At 58.4% G+C, this 17,411-nt stretch carries 26 protein-coding genes and 1 tRNA gene; all 27 read right to left on the minus strand.

Features of this window, described 5'->3' with window-relative positions; translation table 11 throughout:
• Window position 1 precedes the first annotated feature (1 nt).
• Window positions 2–1,015 (minus strand): tail fiber domain-containing protein, encoded by a 1,014-nt coding sequence (locus HJB83_RS02895; RefSeq protein WP_221159368.1) that lies wholly within the window; start codon window positions 1,013–1,015, stop codon window positions 2–4.
• Window positions 1,015–1,473 (minus strand): GNAT family N-acetyltransferase, encoded by a 459-nt coding sequence (locus tag HJB83_RS02900; protein WP_221159523.1) that lies wholly within the window; start codon window positions 1,471–1,473, stop codon window positions 1,015–1,017. The genes HJB83_RS02895 and HJB83_RS02900 overlap by 1 nt, the downstream gene beginning before the upstream one ends.
• Complete coding sequence (locus HJB83_RS02905) at window positions 1,473–3,089, minus strand: hypothetical protein (RefSeq protein WP_221159369.1); 1,617 nt, start codon at window positions 3,087–3,089, stop codon at window positions 1,473–1,475. Before HJB83_RS02905 ends, HJB83_RS02900 begins: the two co-directional genes overlap by 1 nt.
• Window positions 3,080–3,697 carry a hypothetical protein gene (locus HJB83_RS02910; RefSeq protein WP_221159370.1) on the minus strand — a complete coding sequence of 206 codons (618 nt, stop codon included), beginning with the start codon at window positions 3,695–3,697 and terminating at the stop codon, window positions 3,080–3,082. The genes HJB83_RS02905 and HJB83_RS02910 overlap by 10 nt, the downstream gene beginning before the upstream one ends.
• Window positions 3,694–4,284 (minus strand): hypothetical protein, encoded by a 591-nt coding sequence (locus HJB83_RS02915; protein WP_221159371.1) that lies wholly within the window; start codon window positions 4,282–4,284, stop codon window positions 3,694–3,696. The genes HJB83_RS02910 and HJB83_RS02915 overlap by 4 nt, the downstream gene beginning before the upstream one ends.
• On the minus strand, window positions 4,284–4,604 hold the full coding sequence (locus HJB83_RS02920; RefSeq protein WP_221159372.1) for a hypothetical protein: 321 nt from the start codon (window positions 4,602–4,604) through the stop codon (window positions 4,284–4,286). The genes HJB83_RS02915 and HJB83_RS02920 overlap by 1 nt, the downstream gene beginning before the upstream one ends.
• A gap of 2 nt (window positions 4,605–4,606) precedes the next feature.
• Window positions 4,607–4,969, minus strand: coding sequence for a hypothetical protein (locus tag HJB83_RS02925; protein WP_221159537.1), 363 nt, complete (start codon window positions 4,967–4,969; stop codon window positions 4,607–4,609).
• A gap of 60 nt (window positions 4,970–5,029) precedes the next feature.
• The gene (locus HJB83_RS02930) at window positions 5,030–5,458 is read right to left on the minus strand and encodes a hypothetical protein (protein WP_221159373.1); all 429 of its coding nucleotides are present in this window, start codon (window positions 5,456–5,458) and stop codon (window positions 5,030–5,032) included.
• A gap of 12 nt (window positions 5,459–5,470) precedes the next feature.
• Complete coding sequence (locus tag HJB83_RS02935; RefSeq protein ID WP_221159374.1) at window positions 5,471–6,463, minus strand: DUF5309 domain-containing protein; 993 nt, start codon at window positions 6,461–6,463, stop codon at window positions 5,471–5,473.
• A gap of 24 nt (window positions 6,464–6,487) precedes the next feature.
• Window positions 6,488–7,465: a hypothetical protein gene (locus HJB83_RS02940; RefSeq protein WP_221159375.1), complete on the minus strand. Its 978-nt coding sequence runs from the start codon at window positions 7,463–7,465 to the stop codon at window positions 6,488–6,490.
• 35 nt (window positions 7,466–7,500) lie between these two features.
• A complete protein-coding gene (locus HJB83_RS02945) occupies window positions 7,501–7,737 on the minus strand; it encodes a hypothetical protein (protein WP_221159376.1) in 237 nt (78 codons plus the stop codon).
• The gene (locus tag HJB83_RS02950) at window positions 7,734–9,836 is read right to left on the minus strand and encodes a phage portal protein (RefSeq protein WP_221159377.1); all 2,103 of its coding nucleotides are present in this window, start codon (window positions 9,834–9,836) and stop codon (window positions 7,734–7,736) included. Before HJB83_RS02950 ends, HJB83_RS02945 begins: the two co-directional genes overlap by 4 nt.
• Window positions 9,837–11,342 (minus strand): terminase, encoded by a 1,506-nt coding sequence (locus HJB83_RS02955; RefSeq protein ID WP_221159378.1) that lies wholly within the window; start codon window positions 11,340–11,342, stop codon window positions 9,837–9,839. It lies immediately after the preceding gene.
• Window positions 11,320–11,748, minus strand: a complete 429-nt coding sequence (locus tag HJB83_RS02960; RefSeq protein WP_259671248.1) for a terminase small subunit protein — start codon at window positions 11,746–11,748, stop codon at window positions 11,320–11,322. The genes HJB83_RS02955 and HJB83_RS02960 overlap by 23 nt, the downstream gene beginning before the upstream one ends.
• Before the next feature lie 33 nt (window positions 11,749–11,781).
• Entirely contained in the window at window positions 11,782–12,048 is a 267-nt protein-coding gene (locus HJB83_RS02965) for a hypothetical protein (RefSeq protein ID WP_221159380.1), read from the minus strand.
• 12 nt (window positions 12,049–12,060) lie between these two features.
• Complete coding sequence (locus tag HJB83_RS02970) at window positions 12,061–12,207, minus strand: DUF3309 family protein (RefSeq protein ID WP_221159381.1); 147 nt, start codon at window positions 12,205–12,207, stop codon at window positions 12,061–12,063.
• Window positions 12,208–12,281: 74 nt separating this feature from the next.
• Complete coding sequence (locus HJB83_RS02975) at window positions 12,282–12,494, minus strand: hypothetical protein (RefSeq protein ID WP_221159382.1); 213 nt, start codon at window positions 12,492–12,494, stop codon at window positions 12,282–12,284.
• A gap of 168 nt (window positions 12,495–12,662) precedes the next feature.
• Complete coding sequence (locus HJB83_RS02980; RefSeq protein ID WP_221159383.1) at window positions 12,663–12,878, minus strand: hypothetical protein; 216 nt, start codon at window positions 12,876–12,878, stop codon at window positions 12,663–12,665.
• A gap of 51 nt (window positions 12,879–12,929) precedes the next feature.
• Window positions 12,930–13,469: a hypothetical protein gene (locus HJB83_RS02985; protein ID WP_221159384.1), complete on the minus strand. Its 540-nt coding sequence runs from the start codon at window positions 13,467–13,469 to the stop codon at window positions 12,930–12,932.
• 482 nt (window positions 13,470–13,951) lie between these two features.
• Window positions 13,952–14,023, minus strand: a tRNA-Gly gene (locus HJB83_RS02990).
• A complete protein-coding gene (locus tag HJB83_RS02995) occupies window positions 14,005–14,637 on the minus strand; it encodes a hypothetical protein (protein ID WP_221159385.1) in 633 nt (210 codons plus the stop codon). The genes HJB83_RS02990 and HJB83_RS02995 overlap by 19 nt, the downstream gene beginning before the upstream one ends.
• 10 nt (window positions 14,638–14,647) lie before the next feature.
• Window positions 14,648–14,851, minus strand: coding sequence for a response regulator transcription factor (locus HJB83_RS03000; protein WP_221159386.1), 204 nt, complete (start codon window positions 14,849–14,851; stop codon window positions 14,648–14,650).
• A 1-nt stretch (window position 14,852) separates the two neighbouring features.
• On the minus strand, window positions 14,853–15,452 hold the full coding sequence (locus HJB83_RS03005) for a helix-turn-helix domain-containing protein (RefSeq protein ID WP_259671249.1): 600 nt from the start codon (window positions 15,450–15,452) through the stop codon (window positions 14,853–14,855).
• Entirely contained in the window at window positions 15,449–15,904 is a 456-nt protein-coding gene (locus tag HJB83_RS03010) for a hypothetical protein (protein WP_259671250.1), read from the minus strand. The genes HJB83_RS03005 and HJB83_RS03010 overlap by 4 nt, the downstream gene beginning before the upstream one ends.
• Complete coding sequence (locus HJB83_RS03015; protein ID WP_221159387.1) at window positions 15,828–16,160, minus strand: hypothetical protein; 333 nt, start codon at window positions 16,158–16,160, stop codon at window positions 15,828–15,830. The genes HJB83_RS03010 and HJB83_RS03015 overlap by 77 nt, the downstream gene beginning before the upstream one ends.
• Window positions 16,157–16,534 carry a RusA family crossover junction endodeoxyribonuclease gene (locus tag HJB83_RS03020; protein ID WP_221159388.1) on the minus strand — a complete coding sequence of 126 codons (378 nt, stop codon included), beginning with the start codon at window positions 16,532–16,534 and terminating at the stop codon, window positions 16,157–16,159. Before HJB83_RS03020 ends, HJB83_RS03015 begins: the two co-directional genes overlap by 4 nt.
• Entirely contained in the window at window positions 16,531–17,298 is a 768-nt protein-coding gene (locus HJB83_RS03025) for a DNA cytosine methyltransferase (protein WP_221159389.1), read from the minus strand. Before HJB83_RS03025 ends, HJB83_RS03020 begins: the two co-directional genes overlap by 4 nt.
• Window positions 17,299–17,411: the final 113 nt, after the last annotated feature.

Raw genomic sequence — 17,411 nt, forward strand, 5'->3', positions numbered from 1 at the left:
ATCAGGCTCCTGCCGAGAAGAGTTTGCCGTAGTCAACCTGCATCAGGCCATCGGGGCGGCGAGAAACGGCGTCTGGGCGAGTTTTCTGCACTTCCTGGGCAATGACGCCCACATGGTGCTTTCCGTCGCCCTTGCCTTTCTTATAGGTGTACGAGTAAAGGCCGTGCCCTTTCATCTCGCCGACCTTCTTAATGTCCTTCTTGGCGCGCTCGTCGGACAGGCCAATAAGCTTGCCGCCAAGACCAAAGAGGCCGCCGATGATGCCGTTCGACTGCTGCATCTGCGTGTTGTAGGCGCCCAACTGGTTCTGATAGTTCTGCTCGACGAGGCCGGAATAGTCGACGGTCGGCAAGCTTGGCTGGTTGGTGCCCGCGCCGAACTGCGGCAATCCGACCTGAGATCCGGACATCAGAGCAGAAATCTCGTTCAGCGGCTGATTCCGCTGCGTCAGGATATCCTGAACCGCTTGCTGGTGGCCGTTCAGGATAAGCTGGTTATAGGCGTCGTTGGTGCCTTGGTTGAAGGTGTTCAGTTCCTTGCCGTAGGCGTCCGATCCGGCCTTGATGCCCTGATTGGCGAGCCGAGTGCGCAGATCCTCGTCACGCTGGGCAACGAGAGGCGAGAGGCGCTGATTGGCAAGCTCCATAGTCCGCGCTTCGGTGGCGTTGGTATCGAGGTTGACGGGCTTTGCCAGATAGTCCTTGAGGAAGTTGGATTGCTGGTTGGCGATCGTGCCTAGATTGAGGCTTGCCGCATCGCCCTGTGCCTTGATCGCTTGCTGTTGCGGCGAAAGGGTCGTCGTCTGGGTATACTGCGGGATGTTGTACGTCGCACCGCTGGTCGGATCGGTGAATGACCGGCTGCCGTTGGTTGAATAGGTGACGCTCCCGTCCGGGCCGTACTGGTTGACGTTGCCGAGCTGCGCATTCGCGAGCGCGGTTGTGACATTGGTTCCGGTCTGGGCTGCAGCCGTCTCTTTCGGATCTGGCGCCTTGGGAGATTTTGGCTTGCCCATCAGATCACCTCATTCTTTCGATTGAACTTATTCGCCCGCCAATCGTCGTCGGTGAGCGTCATAATCAGTTGGTCTCTGTCGCGGCCGAGAAGGCGCGGAATTCTATGTTCGACGAACCCATAAGCCTTAAAAATCCGCGTCAAGGGCTCGTCTGAAGGGTCGATCCGAGCGACGACCATCTGGCAACGAACATGCTGAAACGCATACCCGAATAGCTCTTTCAGCACGTTCCGGGTCAGCCAGCGCTTGCTTTTACTCGCGGCCGATATTTCGATCACGCCAGCATCAGGGTTCCAGTCGTGGAAGGCGACGCCGGCCTGGATCTGCCCGTTCTCGAACACACCCATAGTCACCGCTTCCGGCAATTCGCGACCGTTTTCCCATATATGCCGCTCGATCCAGCCCTTGATGGCCTGATTAAGATCCGGAGCCGATGAGCCGCCCCAAACGACCTGCATCACGTCATCACCGAGCCGTTTTCAAACAGCATGTCGAAGGTCACAAGCTCAGTCGTCGGGGTCGGGGTGACCCCGCATGTGATCTGAACCTGCGGGCTCACGGAAAAGCCGGTCTTGCCGATCGACACCCATTGCGTCGATGTCTGCGAGATGCTGCCTGCATCCCACTTGGCCACATCCCAGAGGCCGCTATCCCAAACGTCGACAGTGAAGTTGGTAACCGACGATGGCGGCGTTGGGAGGTCGATCTGGTAATCCGTGGATGCGCTTATCTTCGGGAGGAACGGCACATTCGACTTGAAGACCGCGCGCGCCTGGTGGACAGTTTTCGTCAGCCCTGGGCTATCGAGATGATCAGGAAGACCGACGTAGGTTGAGACATAGGTTGCGCCGTCGTCCGAACCCGTCGTATCCATTCGGTGGATTGTGCCCGTATTCGTTCCGAAATACCCATTATCGGCATAGTGCCCGATGCAGCGGGTATTCCACCCTGTGAAGCGGCCGGCCCATGCTCCGGTCTGGAGGTTGGCGGCGAAACAATAGGCGTTGACCGAGCTATCCGTGACCGGGAGAGACACCACCATCATGTTGCGCGTCGGCCATTTGATGATTTCCCACGGCATAGAGCGGCGCCGGCTGACCTCTGCGCGCCATTCCGTGTCGATATTCCGGCTGACAGCCGACAGATCCAGCGCCGCAACGTCTTTGCGAACCGCATCGGAAATAGGAACGATCCCGGCTTCGGTGGCGATGAGAAGATCGCCACCAGCCTGCATTGTCGCGTTTGGCCCCAATGGAGGAGCAATCTTGTAGACGCCGACCTTCTGCCAGCCGGAGTCACCAGGATAAAGGCCCTGATAGACCGCGACTTCTCCCTCGGAGGAGACGAATACGCATTTGTCGTCGAGGCCATCGCCGGAATCCAGCGACCATTTTCCGCCGAAGAGCAGATAGCCGCCCTCCTGGAAAATGCCGGCAAGCGAGAATTCCGCCGCAGCGCCGCCGATACTGTCGACAGGCAGATACCATGCCGACATCGTGTCTTTCTTGACGAAATACAGGCGGCTCGCATACAGCCAGACGAATGACAGGGTGGAAGTCGTCACGCCAGTGATAGCCGGGGTCGATACGCCTGTGATCGCCGTCCATGTCGACCCGTCGTAAAGCCTGGCTGAGTCCGTGCCGTTGACCGCATAGAGATAATTCGTGCCGCCGGCCGTGCCGATCTGCGCCGTCGAATAATACCCGCTGGTTTGCCCGGTAACAGCGGCTGTGGGGATAACGGAAGCGTCGGCAACAGTGGTAATGTTGAAGATATTCGCGGCATCTGAGGCGAAAAACTCCTCAACCTGCCCGCTTTTGTATGTCCACATGCGCAGAACCGGTCCAGACGAGATCGTCGCGTATTTCAGCGACCCACCGCGCAATCTGATCCCGGTCGCAGTCGGAAACCAGTTGTCGAGCATGCTGGCGCCGCCAGGCTGGGCAAGAGCAAGGTTCTCGTTGACGACCCAGCCGCGCGTCGGCGCCGGGAATGTCTTATGCTGCATGCGCGGCGCTTGCGGGTTAGGCTGCGCCGTTTGCCTGACCTGACCGCGGGCCGGCTTTATTGCCATGGTGAACGTTCCCGCATGTCTGTGCCGGCTAAGTCCGTCAGAACCGCCTCGAATTCCGCCAGATAATCGCTGAAATCCTGGCCGGACTTGCGCTTGAAGCGCCAGATCGTGCCCTTGGTGATCAGATCATCGGGAACGAGTGGCGTATCACTGTCGCTGTTCCAGAGCGCCGTACCGTTGCTGCACCAGTTCTTGGTGACATAGGAGAGCGAAACGGCTTGCCCGAGCGCCGGGTATGGGTAGAACGAGATCGACGCCGTGCCATTGATCCGGCAATAGCGTGGCGTTCCTTGAATTGGCGTGAGAGAGAACCACTCGTCTTGGCTGATGCCGCCTCTTACCGGAGCCCCGGCGACAGAAACGGCATTGCCGATCGTCAGCCGTGCAAACCCGGCGGGGAGCGCGAAATCGTCATTGGAACCGGTGCCTGTTATCGTCGCCGTTGCCCGGAGTGCTGCCCAATCGACGCGACGGGCGCATTCGTCACCGGTTTCCTTGGCGAACTGGACAAGCTCGACATATTCACGATCGGTGTTCGCCACGGCATTGTCAGGCACATCAAGGCCGACGTTCTTGCAGACCGCTTGGGTGATTTCCAGAATGTTCATGGCATCACCATCTGCGGCCGTACCGTGCCGTTCGACCAGCGGGACCGCTCGTCGTCAACCTTCATGTCCTGCAGGGCGCGATCGAGCAGCGATTGGGTGACCTGCGTCAGCTCGGAGTCGCGAAGGAATTTCGCCGCTTCGAGCCCGACCGCATACAGGTAGACCTGCGGATATTGGGCGAGCAGCCAGTTGGTCGATGAAACGCTTGTCGTGATCGTCGGGATCTTGGCGAAATAGATGATGTCCCTGTCGCCGGTCACGCCGTTGATCAGGATATCGCTTCCGTTGATGGCGTACCGGTAATATTGCGATCCAACGTAGTTGACATCAGCCAGCGATCCGGACTGCATGTTGTAGCCGTAGGCGCCGAAGACGCTGATCATCTCCAGGAAGTCGGCAGGGAGTGGCGTTTCACCAGCGGTGAAGGTGAGCGTGGCGCGCGTGATCTGTTCCCGGTGGCGAAGCTTCTGGTTCAATGTCGCTTCCGCCGACTGTGTAAGACGGCTCATGACATCGGAGATGTTCCGATTGCCGACGTGTTCAGCAACAGCAACGCGAAGATCGAGGTAGTCGTTGAAAGCGGCCATCAGATATTCCCGTCGAATGACCGCCAGGCGCGGTTGTCGCCATCATTGAGGAAACGCTTCACGAACTTCTCGTCGCCCTCTGCCTGGGCTTTGACGAGGCCGGCGTCGTAGGCGACGTTGAGGGGGATTGAGGCAACTTTGACCCAATCCCCCATCTTGTTGCCGGAAGTCTCGTTCCGGGTGAACTGATTGTGCTTGATCAGGGTATCGACGGGATAATCTGTCCGGACGACGGTCTTTTCCCCGTCGAAATAGTGCCAGACAGAGCGCCCGGTGCGGTAATCGTAGTCAACGAGCGTGAAATCGCCGTCCCTGATCATGCTTATTCACCCGGAAACTTGTCGGCGCGGGCTGCCTTGCCCTGGGAGATCATCTCCTTGGCCTTCGACAGCGGGAGGTCGACGACTTCGCCGGCAGGGGTGCGGACATCGGCTTCAAGCCAGGTGTCGTAGAGGAGTTTGACGGGGGTCGTCTTTTCCTTCTTGTCCATGCCGATATCGTGCGCCGGCTCGTTGACGGGCTGCGCCGGGTTGACCGGATAGGCCGGCTTCATTTCCTGCGGGTTTTCCTGGCCGGCGGCCGGTGCTGCAAGCGTCTTGTCGATTTCCTGCTGAAGGCGTTCGTCGCTCCAGCGCTTGTCAACCTTGATGCCGAGTTCGGCAGCCTGTTTTTCGAGGTCTGTCATGACGTTTTCCTTTGTAGAGAAGGTGGAGACGGGCGACCCGGAAGCCGCCCGTCATGGGTGCTATACGGCGGAACTGAAGGGTGTCACTTCCGTGCCTGTTGCCGCACCGAGGATGCGGACGTGCCAGACACCGGAGGCGTAATCCTCCAGTTCGATGCGATCGCCCTTGACGCCGCCCTTGGTGGAGCCGTCCATGGTGATCGTGTCGTCGGTCGCGCCGGTTTCCCAGCCGTTGACCGTAGAGCCGCCATCTGCTGCCTGGAGTGCAACGCCAGCCATGATGTCGGTGCTGTTTGCAACCTGAATTATCAGGTTGTTGGAGGTGATCGTGGTGCCGACGACGACGGTATACTTGCAGCCGGAACCGGACGATGCCGGGAGCGTGAAGGTAATGCCGGCGGCGCGGTTTGCGACGACGACAACGCCTTCATGCGTCGGCTTGTTGAGGGTGAGAGTGGCCGCCGTGACGGAGATCGGATAGTAGGACATGTTCTTCTCTCCTTAAGACGAGGCAGTCATACCGAACACGTCGGCAATGACCCCAAGGCCCTTTTCGTTCTTCACCACCAGCGTACCTTCGCCGATGATGACGCCCTTGTCGGCATCCCCGGTCTTGGCGAGATCCTTGTCTTCCTGGATCTTGCGGAGCCAGTCGAACTGCAGGAAATCGGTGTCGATCAGGAAGGCGTTGCGAGCCAGGGCGGTTGTCGCCATGACGCGATCCGGCTGGATCATCACCGTGCCGAACGGGCCTTCGTAGTAGTCTGCCGTCGCGACGATGGTGTTGCGCTCGCCGCCCTTGGACACCGCATAGCGGAAGGGAGCGACGTTGGCGTCCGACATGAAGGTGACGAAGACCGACTTGATGTAGGGCGACGCAACGATGTGCTTGAAATTCGCACCGTTGGTAAAGCCCTGCGACATGCCGGTATCGAGCAACGCCTTGGTGAACGCGCGCTGCGTGCCGTTGGTCGGAGCAACCGTGAGGCCAGTACCAGAGTTGAAGCCGCCGTTTGCACCGCCAGCACCGCGCGAGGCGTTGGTGACGATCCAGGTCGGGAGGCCGCCGAGCTGACGGATGTTGCCGCCAACCGAAGGCTGAGGCGACACGATGGCGAATTCGATATCCTTGCGGAGTTCGACGCCCTTCTTCAGCTTCTGGTATTTCCGCTTCTGGACGTTGCCAGCTTCGGAAACGACTTCCTGCGTGCCGGAGATAGCCCAGCTTTTGCGGACGATCTGCGTATAGTCACCGAGGCGGGTCGGCGGCGTGATGGCGTCGAAGTCATATTCGGCGCCTTCAGGAACGACGTTCGTGCCAGGTGCGGCAAGATCGTCCGTTTCCCATTCGGGGTGAACGGAGACGCACTTGCCCTTTTCGATCATCGAATAGATCGGGGTGTCTTCCGGCGTGATACGGGATACCACGTCGGACAGCTCTTCGCGATTGCCGACCGCGTTGGTCGTCAGGAAGGTATTGGTTACGACTGCCATGATGGAATGGTCCTTCGAAGATGGTTAATCGAAGTCGATCGACATTGCGTCCTTGATCGACCCGGTCCTCGACAGCTTCTTCATCGCATCCTGATTTGCCCTGGCCTGCTGTGCCGCCGGCCCCTTCGATTTGCCGTTCGCGACGGCAGGAGGAGCGTTTGCCACTTTGGTCAGGGCCTTGCTCTTGGCCTTTTCAGCCTCCAGTCCGAGACGGGCGTAGTGAGCAAGCTTGAAATGCCTGTGATCGATCACATCGCGCAGTTCCTCGTCTGAATAGCCGAGGTCGCGAGCCGTCTGGAAAGCCTCGTCGAAGAACTTCTTGCGTCCTTCGGGCTTGGCCGTCTGTGGGAATGCTTCGAGCAACTTGGCGTTTTCGGTCGCGAGCTGCGCCGACTGCTGTTCCCCGGTAAGCTTGTTCGCCACATCCTTCGGTTCGTTCGCGAGTTGGATGATCTTGTTGACCTGGGCCAGGGCCGAGTCGTAAATCGCCTTCTGGCGGGTGTACTCGTTCGGGTTCTGGATGGCCAACGCAGGCTGCGGTTCTTCCGGCAACATGCCGGCGAGATGGGATGCAAAGGCGTCAACCGTGCGGTTGACGCGGGCTGTCATTTCGTCAAGAGACTTGCCGCGGTTGGCAACCTCCTGCGTTTTGTGGCGGTAGTCGCGATCCCGCATATACCCGTTCTTCAGCTCCTCAAGAGGAACCTGCTCGCCGCCTTTCAGGGTAACGACGACGGGCTCTTCACCATCCGCGGCTTCCGGCGCATCGCCGTCTTCCTCGGTGGTTTGGGCCGCGTCTGCGGTATCGTCGGTCTCTTGGCCATCTTCCGAGGCCTCATCCGGCTCACCTTCAATCCCGGTGTTGCCTGGCTGCTGGTTGTTCTGATCTTCGTCGTCAGAATCCAGGAAGTTCAGGTTTTCAGGGTTGTTGATATCGGTTGAGAGTTCAGCGGTTTTGCTCCCGCCATCAGATGGCAGGTTGGCACTTTCGCCTATAGTCATGGTAGTTTACCTTTTCAGGGTGAGAAAGCCCCGCCCTATGCTGGGGCTCCATTCCGCTGAGTATTGGCTTCACTCACAAGAGCGTTGAGCTTACTGCGGAAATTCCGGATCGCGCGTGCTTCGGCCGCGTAGGCGCCGCGCTTTTCATCGTCTTTCGGATCTGCGTAGATGCAGGCATTGATCGCCGCCGCTTCCATCTCATCCCACAAGGCGTGGAAGAGCGGCGTGTCGAGCAGCGAACGGGCCTGAGCGGTTTTCTCTGCCGGCGTCATCCTGGTTCGCCTCCGACTTCGACTTGCGACGTGCGGGCATTAGTCACCTGAGCGTTCATCACGATCTGGGCCTCGCTCTGCTGCCGCTTGAGGTTCAATTCGGCGATGAGCTGCTGGCGCTTCAGTTCAAGCTCGCGGTTCAACTGCTCCTGCTTGAGCGCGAATTCGCGGTTCAGGCGCTCCATCTCAAGCTGAGCGTCAGTCTGGTTCTGCTCCTGCTTGATTTGGGCATCGAGCGCGGCCTTCTGCTTCTGCGCTTCGGCCTGCGCCTGTACCTTGATCACATCCGGATTTGGCTGGTTGGCCTGGGCAGCTAGTTTCTGCTGGATTTCTGCCGGGTCTGGCTTGGTGAAATAAAGCTCCGGAGAGCGGGCACCGGCCGACTCCGTCAGCTTGGCCACCGCGTTGTAGACGTTGTCTGGCTTGACGAACGGATTGTCAGGGCCAAGGCCGGCAAGCAGCTTTTCCTGCGTCTGAATGATGAGCTGCATCATCATCATGTCGCGCTCGCGTGTGCCGGCACCGAGGCCGGTGTTGACCGTGGCGTCCATCTCCGCGTTCCATTCGCGCGGGTCGAAGGTGACCCATTTGTCGCGGAGGCGAACGGTGCGCGGCTTGTCCTGGTGCTTCACAGTCAGCCGCAGAAGGCCCTGGAAGACCCGCTTCAGCCCGCGGGCGATCGTCCTGACCATAAGCTCTGTCTGGCCAATGCCGGCCTGCTCGATCATGGCGCTTGCCGTCGCCGTCATGTTCTGTAGCGCGTCTGGCGGCAATCCACCGGATGCATCATTGATGCCAGTCCGGTCGGATGCTTCAGCATCCATGTATTCCAGCATCGCGAAGGAGTCCTTGGCGACGAACGGCACGGAGTTGAAACCAAGCGCCTGCCTTACGTCCGTTCCCTGCGTGACACGGATGGGAAGGCCGAATTTCGGGTTCAGCACCGCCTCGGGATTGGAAATCGTGCCTTCCTGGACGATCGGCTGCGGCATGTTCTGCCAGTACAGGTTATCAAGCGTCTGCCGAAGCAGGACGGTCTTGATCTTCTGGATTTCCTTCATGTCGTCGGTGACGGAATTGCCTTCGCGTTGATGCGGCCGACGCTCTGCGATGATATCGGCGAATGGAACTTCATCCCATTCTTCGTTCTCAAGCAGGTTCTTGGCCTTGTAGCCACCAGCAAAGACCAGCCTGCGCAGCTCTGCAATGCCATCGTCATCGAAGTCGACACGCACGTAGAGTTCGTAATATTCGATCTCCTGCAGGGCACGCTGCGTCGAGTCATCCTCGTCGAGGACATCGCGGCGACGGGTGAATTCCTCGACTTCCTTGTCGTCATCGCTGCCTGAGACCGGCATGGCGTCGATCTTCTTGCGATCGTACCCCATGGCGACGAGATCCGACCGGCGAAGGCGCTGGTTGATCCCGGTGATCGGGCTTTCCTCGATGTCGAGGGCATCCGGGTGGATCAAGAATTCCTCAAGGGGTACGGCGGCAAGGCGCGTACGGCAGAGTTCCGCGCGGCGGCGGATCTTGAGGTCGTAAAACGTCTCAAGCGTTGGCCCATCAGGCCCATCGACCTGCTTTTCCTCGCTGCCCTGCTCCAGCACCTCGACATCGTCGTCCTTGACGAGCTGTACCATTGCCGCCTCATCGAGGCCGGAATGGCTGGACACCTGCACCTGAATGCGCTTGTCATACCACCAGCGGATAATGCCGTTGCGGAGCTTCAGAGCGTCGTGGATCGCGTCCTGCACCGCGTCGTATCCATCGCTTTCCGGGAATACGACATAGTTGATGTAGTCGCTGGCCTGCTCTGCCTTCTCTTCGTCGCCCTCTCCGACCGGCTCGTACTCGACGACCTTGTCATTGCCGAGCAGAATGCGCGTGACCGAGGGCAGAACCTTCTTGATGGCGGATTGCACATCTTTCGAGACGACGCGAGAGCGGTTGTCCTCGACCGGAACATCCTTCATCTCGCCATCGTAGTATTCCATGGCCTTGATGCGGTCGACGGCAAGCTGGTCGCGGTAGTTCTCGCAATCCTTGATCATCTGGCCTACCAGATTGACAAGGCGCTCGTTGGTCATTTCTGCCATTTATACGACCTTCCGAGCCTTGAAATTCCAGTCGCCAGTGTTGGCGGGTGGCTTGAAGCCATCGCTGAACGTCATGAACCCATCAGCCCCATGCGAATGCTCGTCGTGCCTCGGATGATTGCGCCAGACGCCAAGCTTCTCGTCCCAATCACGGCTGTAGCTTTCGAGATGCACGATGCCGGCCGAACATGCCGCCTCATCGAAGCAGCAGGCCGGAAGCTTCTGGCGAACGCCCTGAATGGAGTTGATCTTGTCCGGGTTGCGCTCAACCGTGGTGAAGAGATAGCCGAGGGACGCCGACATGGTCTTGATCGTCTCGGCCTTGCCTGATGTTGCCGTCTGCCGCCTGTGGTCAACGTCGTGAGGGGCATAGTGGACGCCCCAGCGTGCGTTGCGTTGGGCTGCCCACTTGTCGAGCCAGCCGAAGTAATGGCCGAGGCCCATGCCGCTGTCTTCGAAATAGCCTACGAAGCGATGTTCGCCGGCAATGAGCTGATGCAGCCAGATCGTCTGCGTGTCTCCGAGGCCGAAATCCCAGAAGGTATTGACCGCGATGCCTGGCACGAACGGGAAAACGCCGATCTTGCCCAACTGGCGCAGATTGCGGATATCCTTGCCGAAGTAGGCGCCTTCCTTGGCGGCCTTGAAGGCTTCGTCGGGCGTGGATGGATATTCCTTCCACATGTCGTCGCCCTGCTCGACCTTCTTGGCCGCGTACCACCACTTCTGCTGATCGTCGATGATGATGCCATGCTCAGATGCCAGCGAGGCGAAATACTTCGCGTCCTCTTCGGTGATCAGATGCGGGCTCGCCACCCGATACGATTGGTCCTGCCACCATGGGAAGAAGTGGAACCGGTAATCCAGTTCCCCCAACTCCCTGCCAGAGTCTGCTATGGCTCGCGACTGATTGGTCTTATCGTAGAAGTCGCCAGATCGCCCTTCTGCAGTGCTTTCGATGAATACGAGCTGCTGAGAGGCGATGGTATTCAGCGTACCGGATTTGATTTCCTTCGCCTTGTCCGGGTGCTTGGCACAGATCTTTCCATATTCCGAGATGTGAACGAGGTTCTTCGTTCCAGATCGAAGCGACACGCCTACTTCGACGCCGGAGCCGTTCAGGAATTCGATCTCATAGGCGTTGTCAGTCTTGATCGGCACGACAGCCTTGATTGGGGACGGCATGCGCTCATAGGCGAACTTGATGCGCTTCAGCAGGCCCTTGGCGTTGTCGATCGTGTCGGCCACGAGACCGGCGGCGAAATGGTCATTGAAGATGCAGCAGTCCAGCGCCAGGATCAGGATGAAGGTCGAAAACCCCATCTGGCGCGCTTTCAGGATGATGTTCAGGAAGTGAAGCTCATCGAGCAGCTTCGATTGTGCATCGTTCAGTTGGAACAGCACGACATTGCCGCGCTTGTCCTGGATGTAGTAGAGGTTGTTCAGGCGCCAGCGACGATCGGCCCACTGGTCGACCATCTCCTTACTTAGAGCGGGTGCGCCCATTGATCTCGCTCATGAGTGCGCTGACTGAATCCCCAAGCTCATGCTTGGTCGTCTGGTCAATCTCCAGCTTCTCGCCATACTTCTTCGGGCGCAGTTTGCCGGCCATCCACTTCCTTGCGTCGATCCTGAGCTTTGAGCGTTGGATGTTCTCACCGTTCGTTGTCCAACCAGCGTCTTCTTCGCCGCGGCGCTCCATCCAATCGTTCCGGCCATCGTCGGCGATCAAGAGGATTTCATCGAAGATCGCGTCTGCCTGCTCTTCCCGAGCGCGCGCGTATTTGTCAGAGAATGAATCTCTTTCGCTCAGCCATTTGAATACAGTCGCCTTTGAAGGCATCTCGGGATCTTCGCAAATCCCTTTGAGGCTTTCCCCATCAGCTATGCGCTCACAGATGGCGTCGGCCATTTCCTCTGTGTAGGTAGAGACACCAGCCACTTGTCACCACACCGCAACAATGTTGGTTGCCGTCGTGCCGGTGACGAGAATGCGAGACACGCGGATCGGCAGAACTGCACCAGCGACAACGCCAGTGAACGTGAGCGACTGCCCACCCGCCATGGTGACTGCGATGTTGCCGGCGCCCCCGACGAAAAGGGCTCTGGAGGTGAAGCCGAGATCCGTGCTGTCATTCGGCGTGACGACGGCTGCGTTAGAACCGGGGTCAACGACGTTGTTCGATCTGTTGGAGAGATCTATCGCAGCCATATCAAGGCTCCTTCAGAGTTTGCCGAGAAGCAGGAGGATTAGAACGATGACCAGCACCAGCCCCAGGCCGGATGCAGGGTATGGTCCCCATGTGGGGGAGAAGTGAAATGCGCCGCCGAGGAGTAAAATGAGGATGATGAGGAGCAAAATGTTCATCATTTCAATCTCCGATTGGTATCAGACCCGCGCACCGGACCATTTATAGCCCAGTGCCACAACCTAGCAGGTTGTAGTTATGCCTTTGGAACGATAGAACTCGGGTCGGCTGGCGATTGGCCGCCATGCGGAAAGTCCTCTGGATAGACTTTCTTCCATTCGAACCAGAATGCCGAAGGATGCAGCTGCCTAAGCTTATGGAACAGTGCAGCATCCTTCGCCTGCAACGCCTTGATAAGGGTCAGGATTGGGCTTGGCTGAAACTCTTCGTGCTTGATCGTGATCTGCATCAGAAGAAATTCCCACAATGCCAACCACAAATCAACATCACAGCGCCTTCCACAAATCCTCACCAGGAGGCTGATACGTCGCGCACCCCGACAGCACATAAGCCGCAGCGAAAGCAAGGATGACGACAGCGAGCCATATTAGGCCGCGTCTGTAGCGGGTGAGGAAGGTCATGGGCTCGGTCGATTGCCTTCGAGCATGTACCGCACCATCTCTTCAGCTTGCGAAGCGCTGAAAAGGTTTGTGCCAGACGGGCCGGGATAGCTTGCTGGCAGGCTGTTCAGATAGGCCTTATCGAGCGTGATGCCGCCATCAGGGTTGAAGTCTGCTGGCAGTTTCCAAGCGAGGAAGCGATTTACCATATGCTTGACCTGATCTTCAGTCATCTCGCTCTCCTGAATGGAAAACCCGCCTCGGAGAACCGGGCGGGCTGTGGGCTACACTAATAGTCCCAATGATAAATTGGTGGCAGCAAACTCGCCAAACAATCTGGTTGCAGCCTCATCGTACATCTTGGCCGCGGACACTTCGTCTCTGAAGTGTCCAAGTATCGTCTCTTTGCCGTTTATCCCAATCGCGGCACGCCAATACGGCTCTCCCGCGATTGTTCTGCTATGGAGCCGAACACCCTTGAACTTTGAGCATTTCCCGCGCTGTTTGCGCTTATTGAATTGATTGGTGGTCGGTGTAGCAACACGCAGATTTGGGCGGCGGTTATCTAAGCCGTTGTGGTTCTCGTGGTCGACGAGCTCGCTGGAACGACTGCCAATGATTTTCCTATGCAGGCGTCCCTGTTTTGCAGAAGCAGCGTATGACTGAATTTCACTGGAGCCTGCTACTAGATGCCAATTGTGCTCCTGTAAAAGCGACGCATCCTGGGGCGATACCATGGTAACAGCCCATTTTGTGAGGTTGACAAAACAATGATCACCGCATTCACAAAAGGTCGCTTTGCGTTTAATAATTCCTTCAGCCATACCGGCCTCCTGTAAGGTCGTTGCGGTCAGGGCCTCGCGGTGTTGCAAGCACCGTTTGAGGCCCATTTTTATTTTGATGATGGTGGTCGGGAAGGCAGAGCTTGGCGCTGCTCTTTATCGTGCCGTCGTTCGCCTACTTAGGCTGGCCTTCCCGATATCATTTGAGGCTATTGCCTCGGAAAATGCTGATGAGAACGCGCCGCACCTAAATTCAGGTCTTTGCCTTGGATCTGGGTTTCTCTTTCCGTCGTCAGCACGACGCCACCGCTATTCGGTCTGTGGCTACCTACATCGTGCAACACTACTCCTGGCAGTGGCTCCGATCTCTGTTGAGGCTATTGCCTCGGGTTGGATCCGGTTTCTAGTGAGGCAGAGCCGGTGTGCCACTCCCATTTATTTCTCGAGGCTGGGAGCTTAACCACCCGAAGGTCCCTCATTGATAGCGCTGATCAGGCGCCCTATCGCCTACGCGATCTGTGAAATGGAGCGGGCTGCGAGACTTGAACTCGCCTTGGCGGCTTGGAAGGCCGTTGCCTCACCCGGAGGAAGCACGCATCTCTGATGATTGAATATCCCAACCGATAACTGATTTGGCGCCGACGCGCAACTGCTTTCGATCTGCCAAAGCCGTCAACCCCCTACGAAGCCACAGCAATTGTTGCGGCGCCATTCCGCGAAGGTGATCCAGATCCATAACCGAAACGTTATAGACCGTGCGCTTGACCTGCGGGCCATCGACGCACTGAAGCAAGATGCCTTCGACCTCCATCATGCGATTGCTGGCGGCGCGGGCGCGGTTGGTGAGCGTTTCCGTCACCTCCCCGTCGTGGCCTTTGACACTGAACAGCGATTGCGCCCGAGCTGATGGGGCGGCGTACCCTGTCAAGGCGTAGTAGCTCGACATGATCTGCGCATATTCATCGCCGGCCTGGCGCTGCGCCTCGGTGATGTTGCCGTCCAGCTCCATGCGGCCGAGAAGGTAGCCGGCGCGGGGGTCTTTGGTTTCGAGGCCATGGATGCGGCCCCTTGCTTCGATCGCCACACTCATGGTTTCCTTTTGTGTTTCGGTGCGTTTGATATCGCCGCTTGGATATCTCTCGAGACCCTCTTTCCGTGGGCGCCCGCCCTTGGATCGCTTCAGTCTCAGTTTCGCCGCCTTGGATGCCATGTGTTCCTCGCTATGTGATAATGCCTGCTCTGAACGCCATCGCGACCATTGATGTTACATTCGCCGCGCCGAACTTGTTCATGATGTGCTGCTTGTGAGTTTCCACCGTTGCTCTGGCGCAACCGATGATTTGCCCAATTTCCTTTGCCGTCTTGCCGTCGCTCAGCCTCTGGATTATTTCCATCTCCCGAGGCGTGATATGCACATCCCCCATTTCAGCCCTCCAGCGCAGTCTTGCTCTTCTTAACGGCGTTGAGGATTGTCGTGTGATCGCGGCCGCCGAAGATGCGGCCCAGCGCCGGCAGAGATAGATCCTTGCGCTCTTCGTAGACGGCCTTCATGCAGGCGTGGCGAGGGACCACCAGATGCCTGGTTCTGCGGATGCCTTTGACGTCCTCCCATGTGACGCCTGGGAAATCCCGCAGAATGCCCCGAACAATCGCCTCGACGCTCCGCCGCTGGTCGCTCGCCTCGGGGAAGTCGCCATCGACCGGCAACTTCAGCATTGCCGCCTGAGACAGGATGCGCGCCCTGGCATCGCTCAGATCAAGCTCCAGCTTCTCTACCTTGGCTTCCGATGCCTTGAGGCGTTTCGCTATGTCGGCATAGGTGCGATTGATCGATGTCGCTGTCGCAAGCTTGGTCGTGAGCCTTGCCACTTGCGTTTCGAGCGCCTTTATCGCGGAGATGTTGATGATGTTGAGATCGGGAGCCGCCGGATCCGGCGTGGTCTTTGAGACCTTTCCGAACAGACGTGCCTTCACTTGTTCGTGGGATGCGTGCTGCTCTCTCAACGCTGATACATGCATGGTCATTCTGCTGCGTCCTTGCTCTCGTGCTGAACTGGCGTATCCGCCATTGCGATGATCTCGTTTGCCGGGAAGAGGCGCTTGAGTTCCGCTGTTGCTGTCCTGTCGCCTTGAAGGTGGCGGGCGAGCAGGCGGACTTTCTCAGGCGAAACGCGCGGGCCTTCATCCTTCGGCGGTGGTGGCGCGATCCGCGGGCGGGCGGCAGACTCCATAAGCGATTGCTGCTGCCGGCATTGCTCCCCGAAGTCTGCCGACGATGGCGCGAACTCATGACTGTCGCGCTTCACCTTCCGCTGCAGGTATGCCTTCACGGCCTGATAGACCGCCTCCAGGCTCGTTCCTTCGATCGCGATGAGATAGGCGCCCATCTGCATGTCCGGGTCAGTGCTTGCTGAGCTGGGGAAGCCCGAAAGAAGCATCGAGATGAGCGAAGCGGGCGTTAAAATCTCTTGCGGCATCGGCGCTTGTCCTCCTGCCTGTGTTGCTGCGGATTGGATCAGGTTCGTCGAAGAACGCCTCGGAACGAAGCCAGGTCGCCGGATACGGGATGAACTGCGGTTCACGGCGCTGAAGATCGGCGAGGTTACGCATCAGGCCGGCCATGATGGTTTCGGGCGTGTAACCCTTCTTCAAGGCCTGAGCCCATGCCTTCTCGGCATCGCCGCGGGCCTTCTTGCGGGGAAACTGGACGTAAAAGTCTGTGAATGTCGTCATGCTGCAAGCCCTTCTTCTGCGATTTGGAGAAGAACGACACAATCGGCAGGGATCTCCTGAGACCAGATCATGGTCAGGCGTTCGCAGAGATTGTCGTTCTTGATGACGCCGTAGTGCTGTAGGCAGTCGAGAATTGCTTTCGATCGATTGTCGATATCCTGGCGGACGTTCTGTCGCTTGAGCGCGATATGCAGGGAGAACGGCACGGAGATAGGCGCGGCCGGCGGCTTGATGAAATAGCCGGCGTCAGTGCGCCACTTCTTGTAAGTTGATGACAGATGACGTGTTTTGCCCCAGCCGTTATACAACTCCCATCCGCTCGGCGGGTATGGAAGATGGTAACGCAGCGGCGAAATTTGGATTGTGTTCGTCATGCTGACGCCCTCTCTGCTTCGAGGATGGCGATATCCATGTAGGCGCCGATTATTTCGGCCGCGACTTGCGGGACGATGGCATTGCCGTAGGCGCGCACCGCTGCCACTCCGGAGGGAAGCCCATGAGCCACGAAAGCCAATTCGGGCTCACCACCTTCCTCGCTCCACCCGTGAACCCCAGACGCTTCGCTACCGATCGAGGCAAGCTCGACTGCTGTCTGTTGGGAGCGTCTGAAATTCCGGCCTTGTAATCCCCAGCGTTCGGCGTGGGCCAACCAGAAAAGGCGCTGTCTGATGTGCGGACGGCCGACGCCCGCAGCGCACAGATCGGCGGCCCCGAAGGCATGTCCCAGACTTTCCATGTCAGCACGTACAGCGGAGAGCCATTCCCTTCCATCCTTGTTCGCAGCTTGCTCTCCAAGGACCACTGGAGGTCTGCACTCGGAGATAAGGCGGTAAAAAGCGGGCCAGAGGTGTCGTTCGTCGGCATGGCCTTTTCTGAGTCCAGCGCTCGAAAGCGGCTGACATGGGCAGGAGCCAGTCCACATTGCTCGACCATCAGACCACCCTGCGATGCGGGCGGCGTAGCTCCACCCGCCAATCCCTGCGAAAAAGTGGCACTGCGTATAGCCTTTGAGGTCATCTGCATGGACATCCACGATTGAGCGTTCATCGACCTCGCCAGGCGCGATATGGCCGGCGGCGATCAGGTTTCTCAGCCATTGAGCGGCGTATGGATCGATTTCGTTGTAGTATGCCGTCATCACGCCGCCTCGCGTCTGAAAGGGTGGAGTTGGGGAGGCGAAGGAGAGATCGCCTCCGGGGGTGTCATCGGGATAGGATCGCAACGAGGAAGGCGAGGTAGGCCACGACAACC

The organism is Rhizobium sp. NZLR11, assembly GCF_019685115.1.
Classification (GTDB): domain Bacteria; phylum Pseudomonadota; class Alphaproteobacteria; order Rhizobiales; family Rhizobiaceae; genus Rhizobium.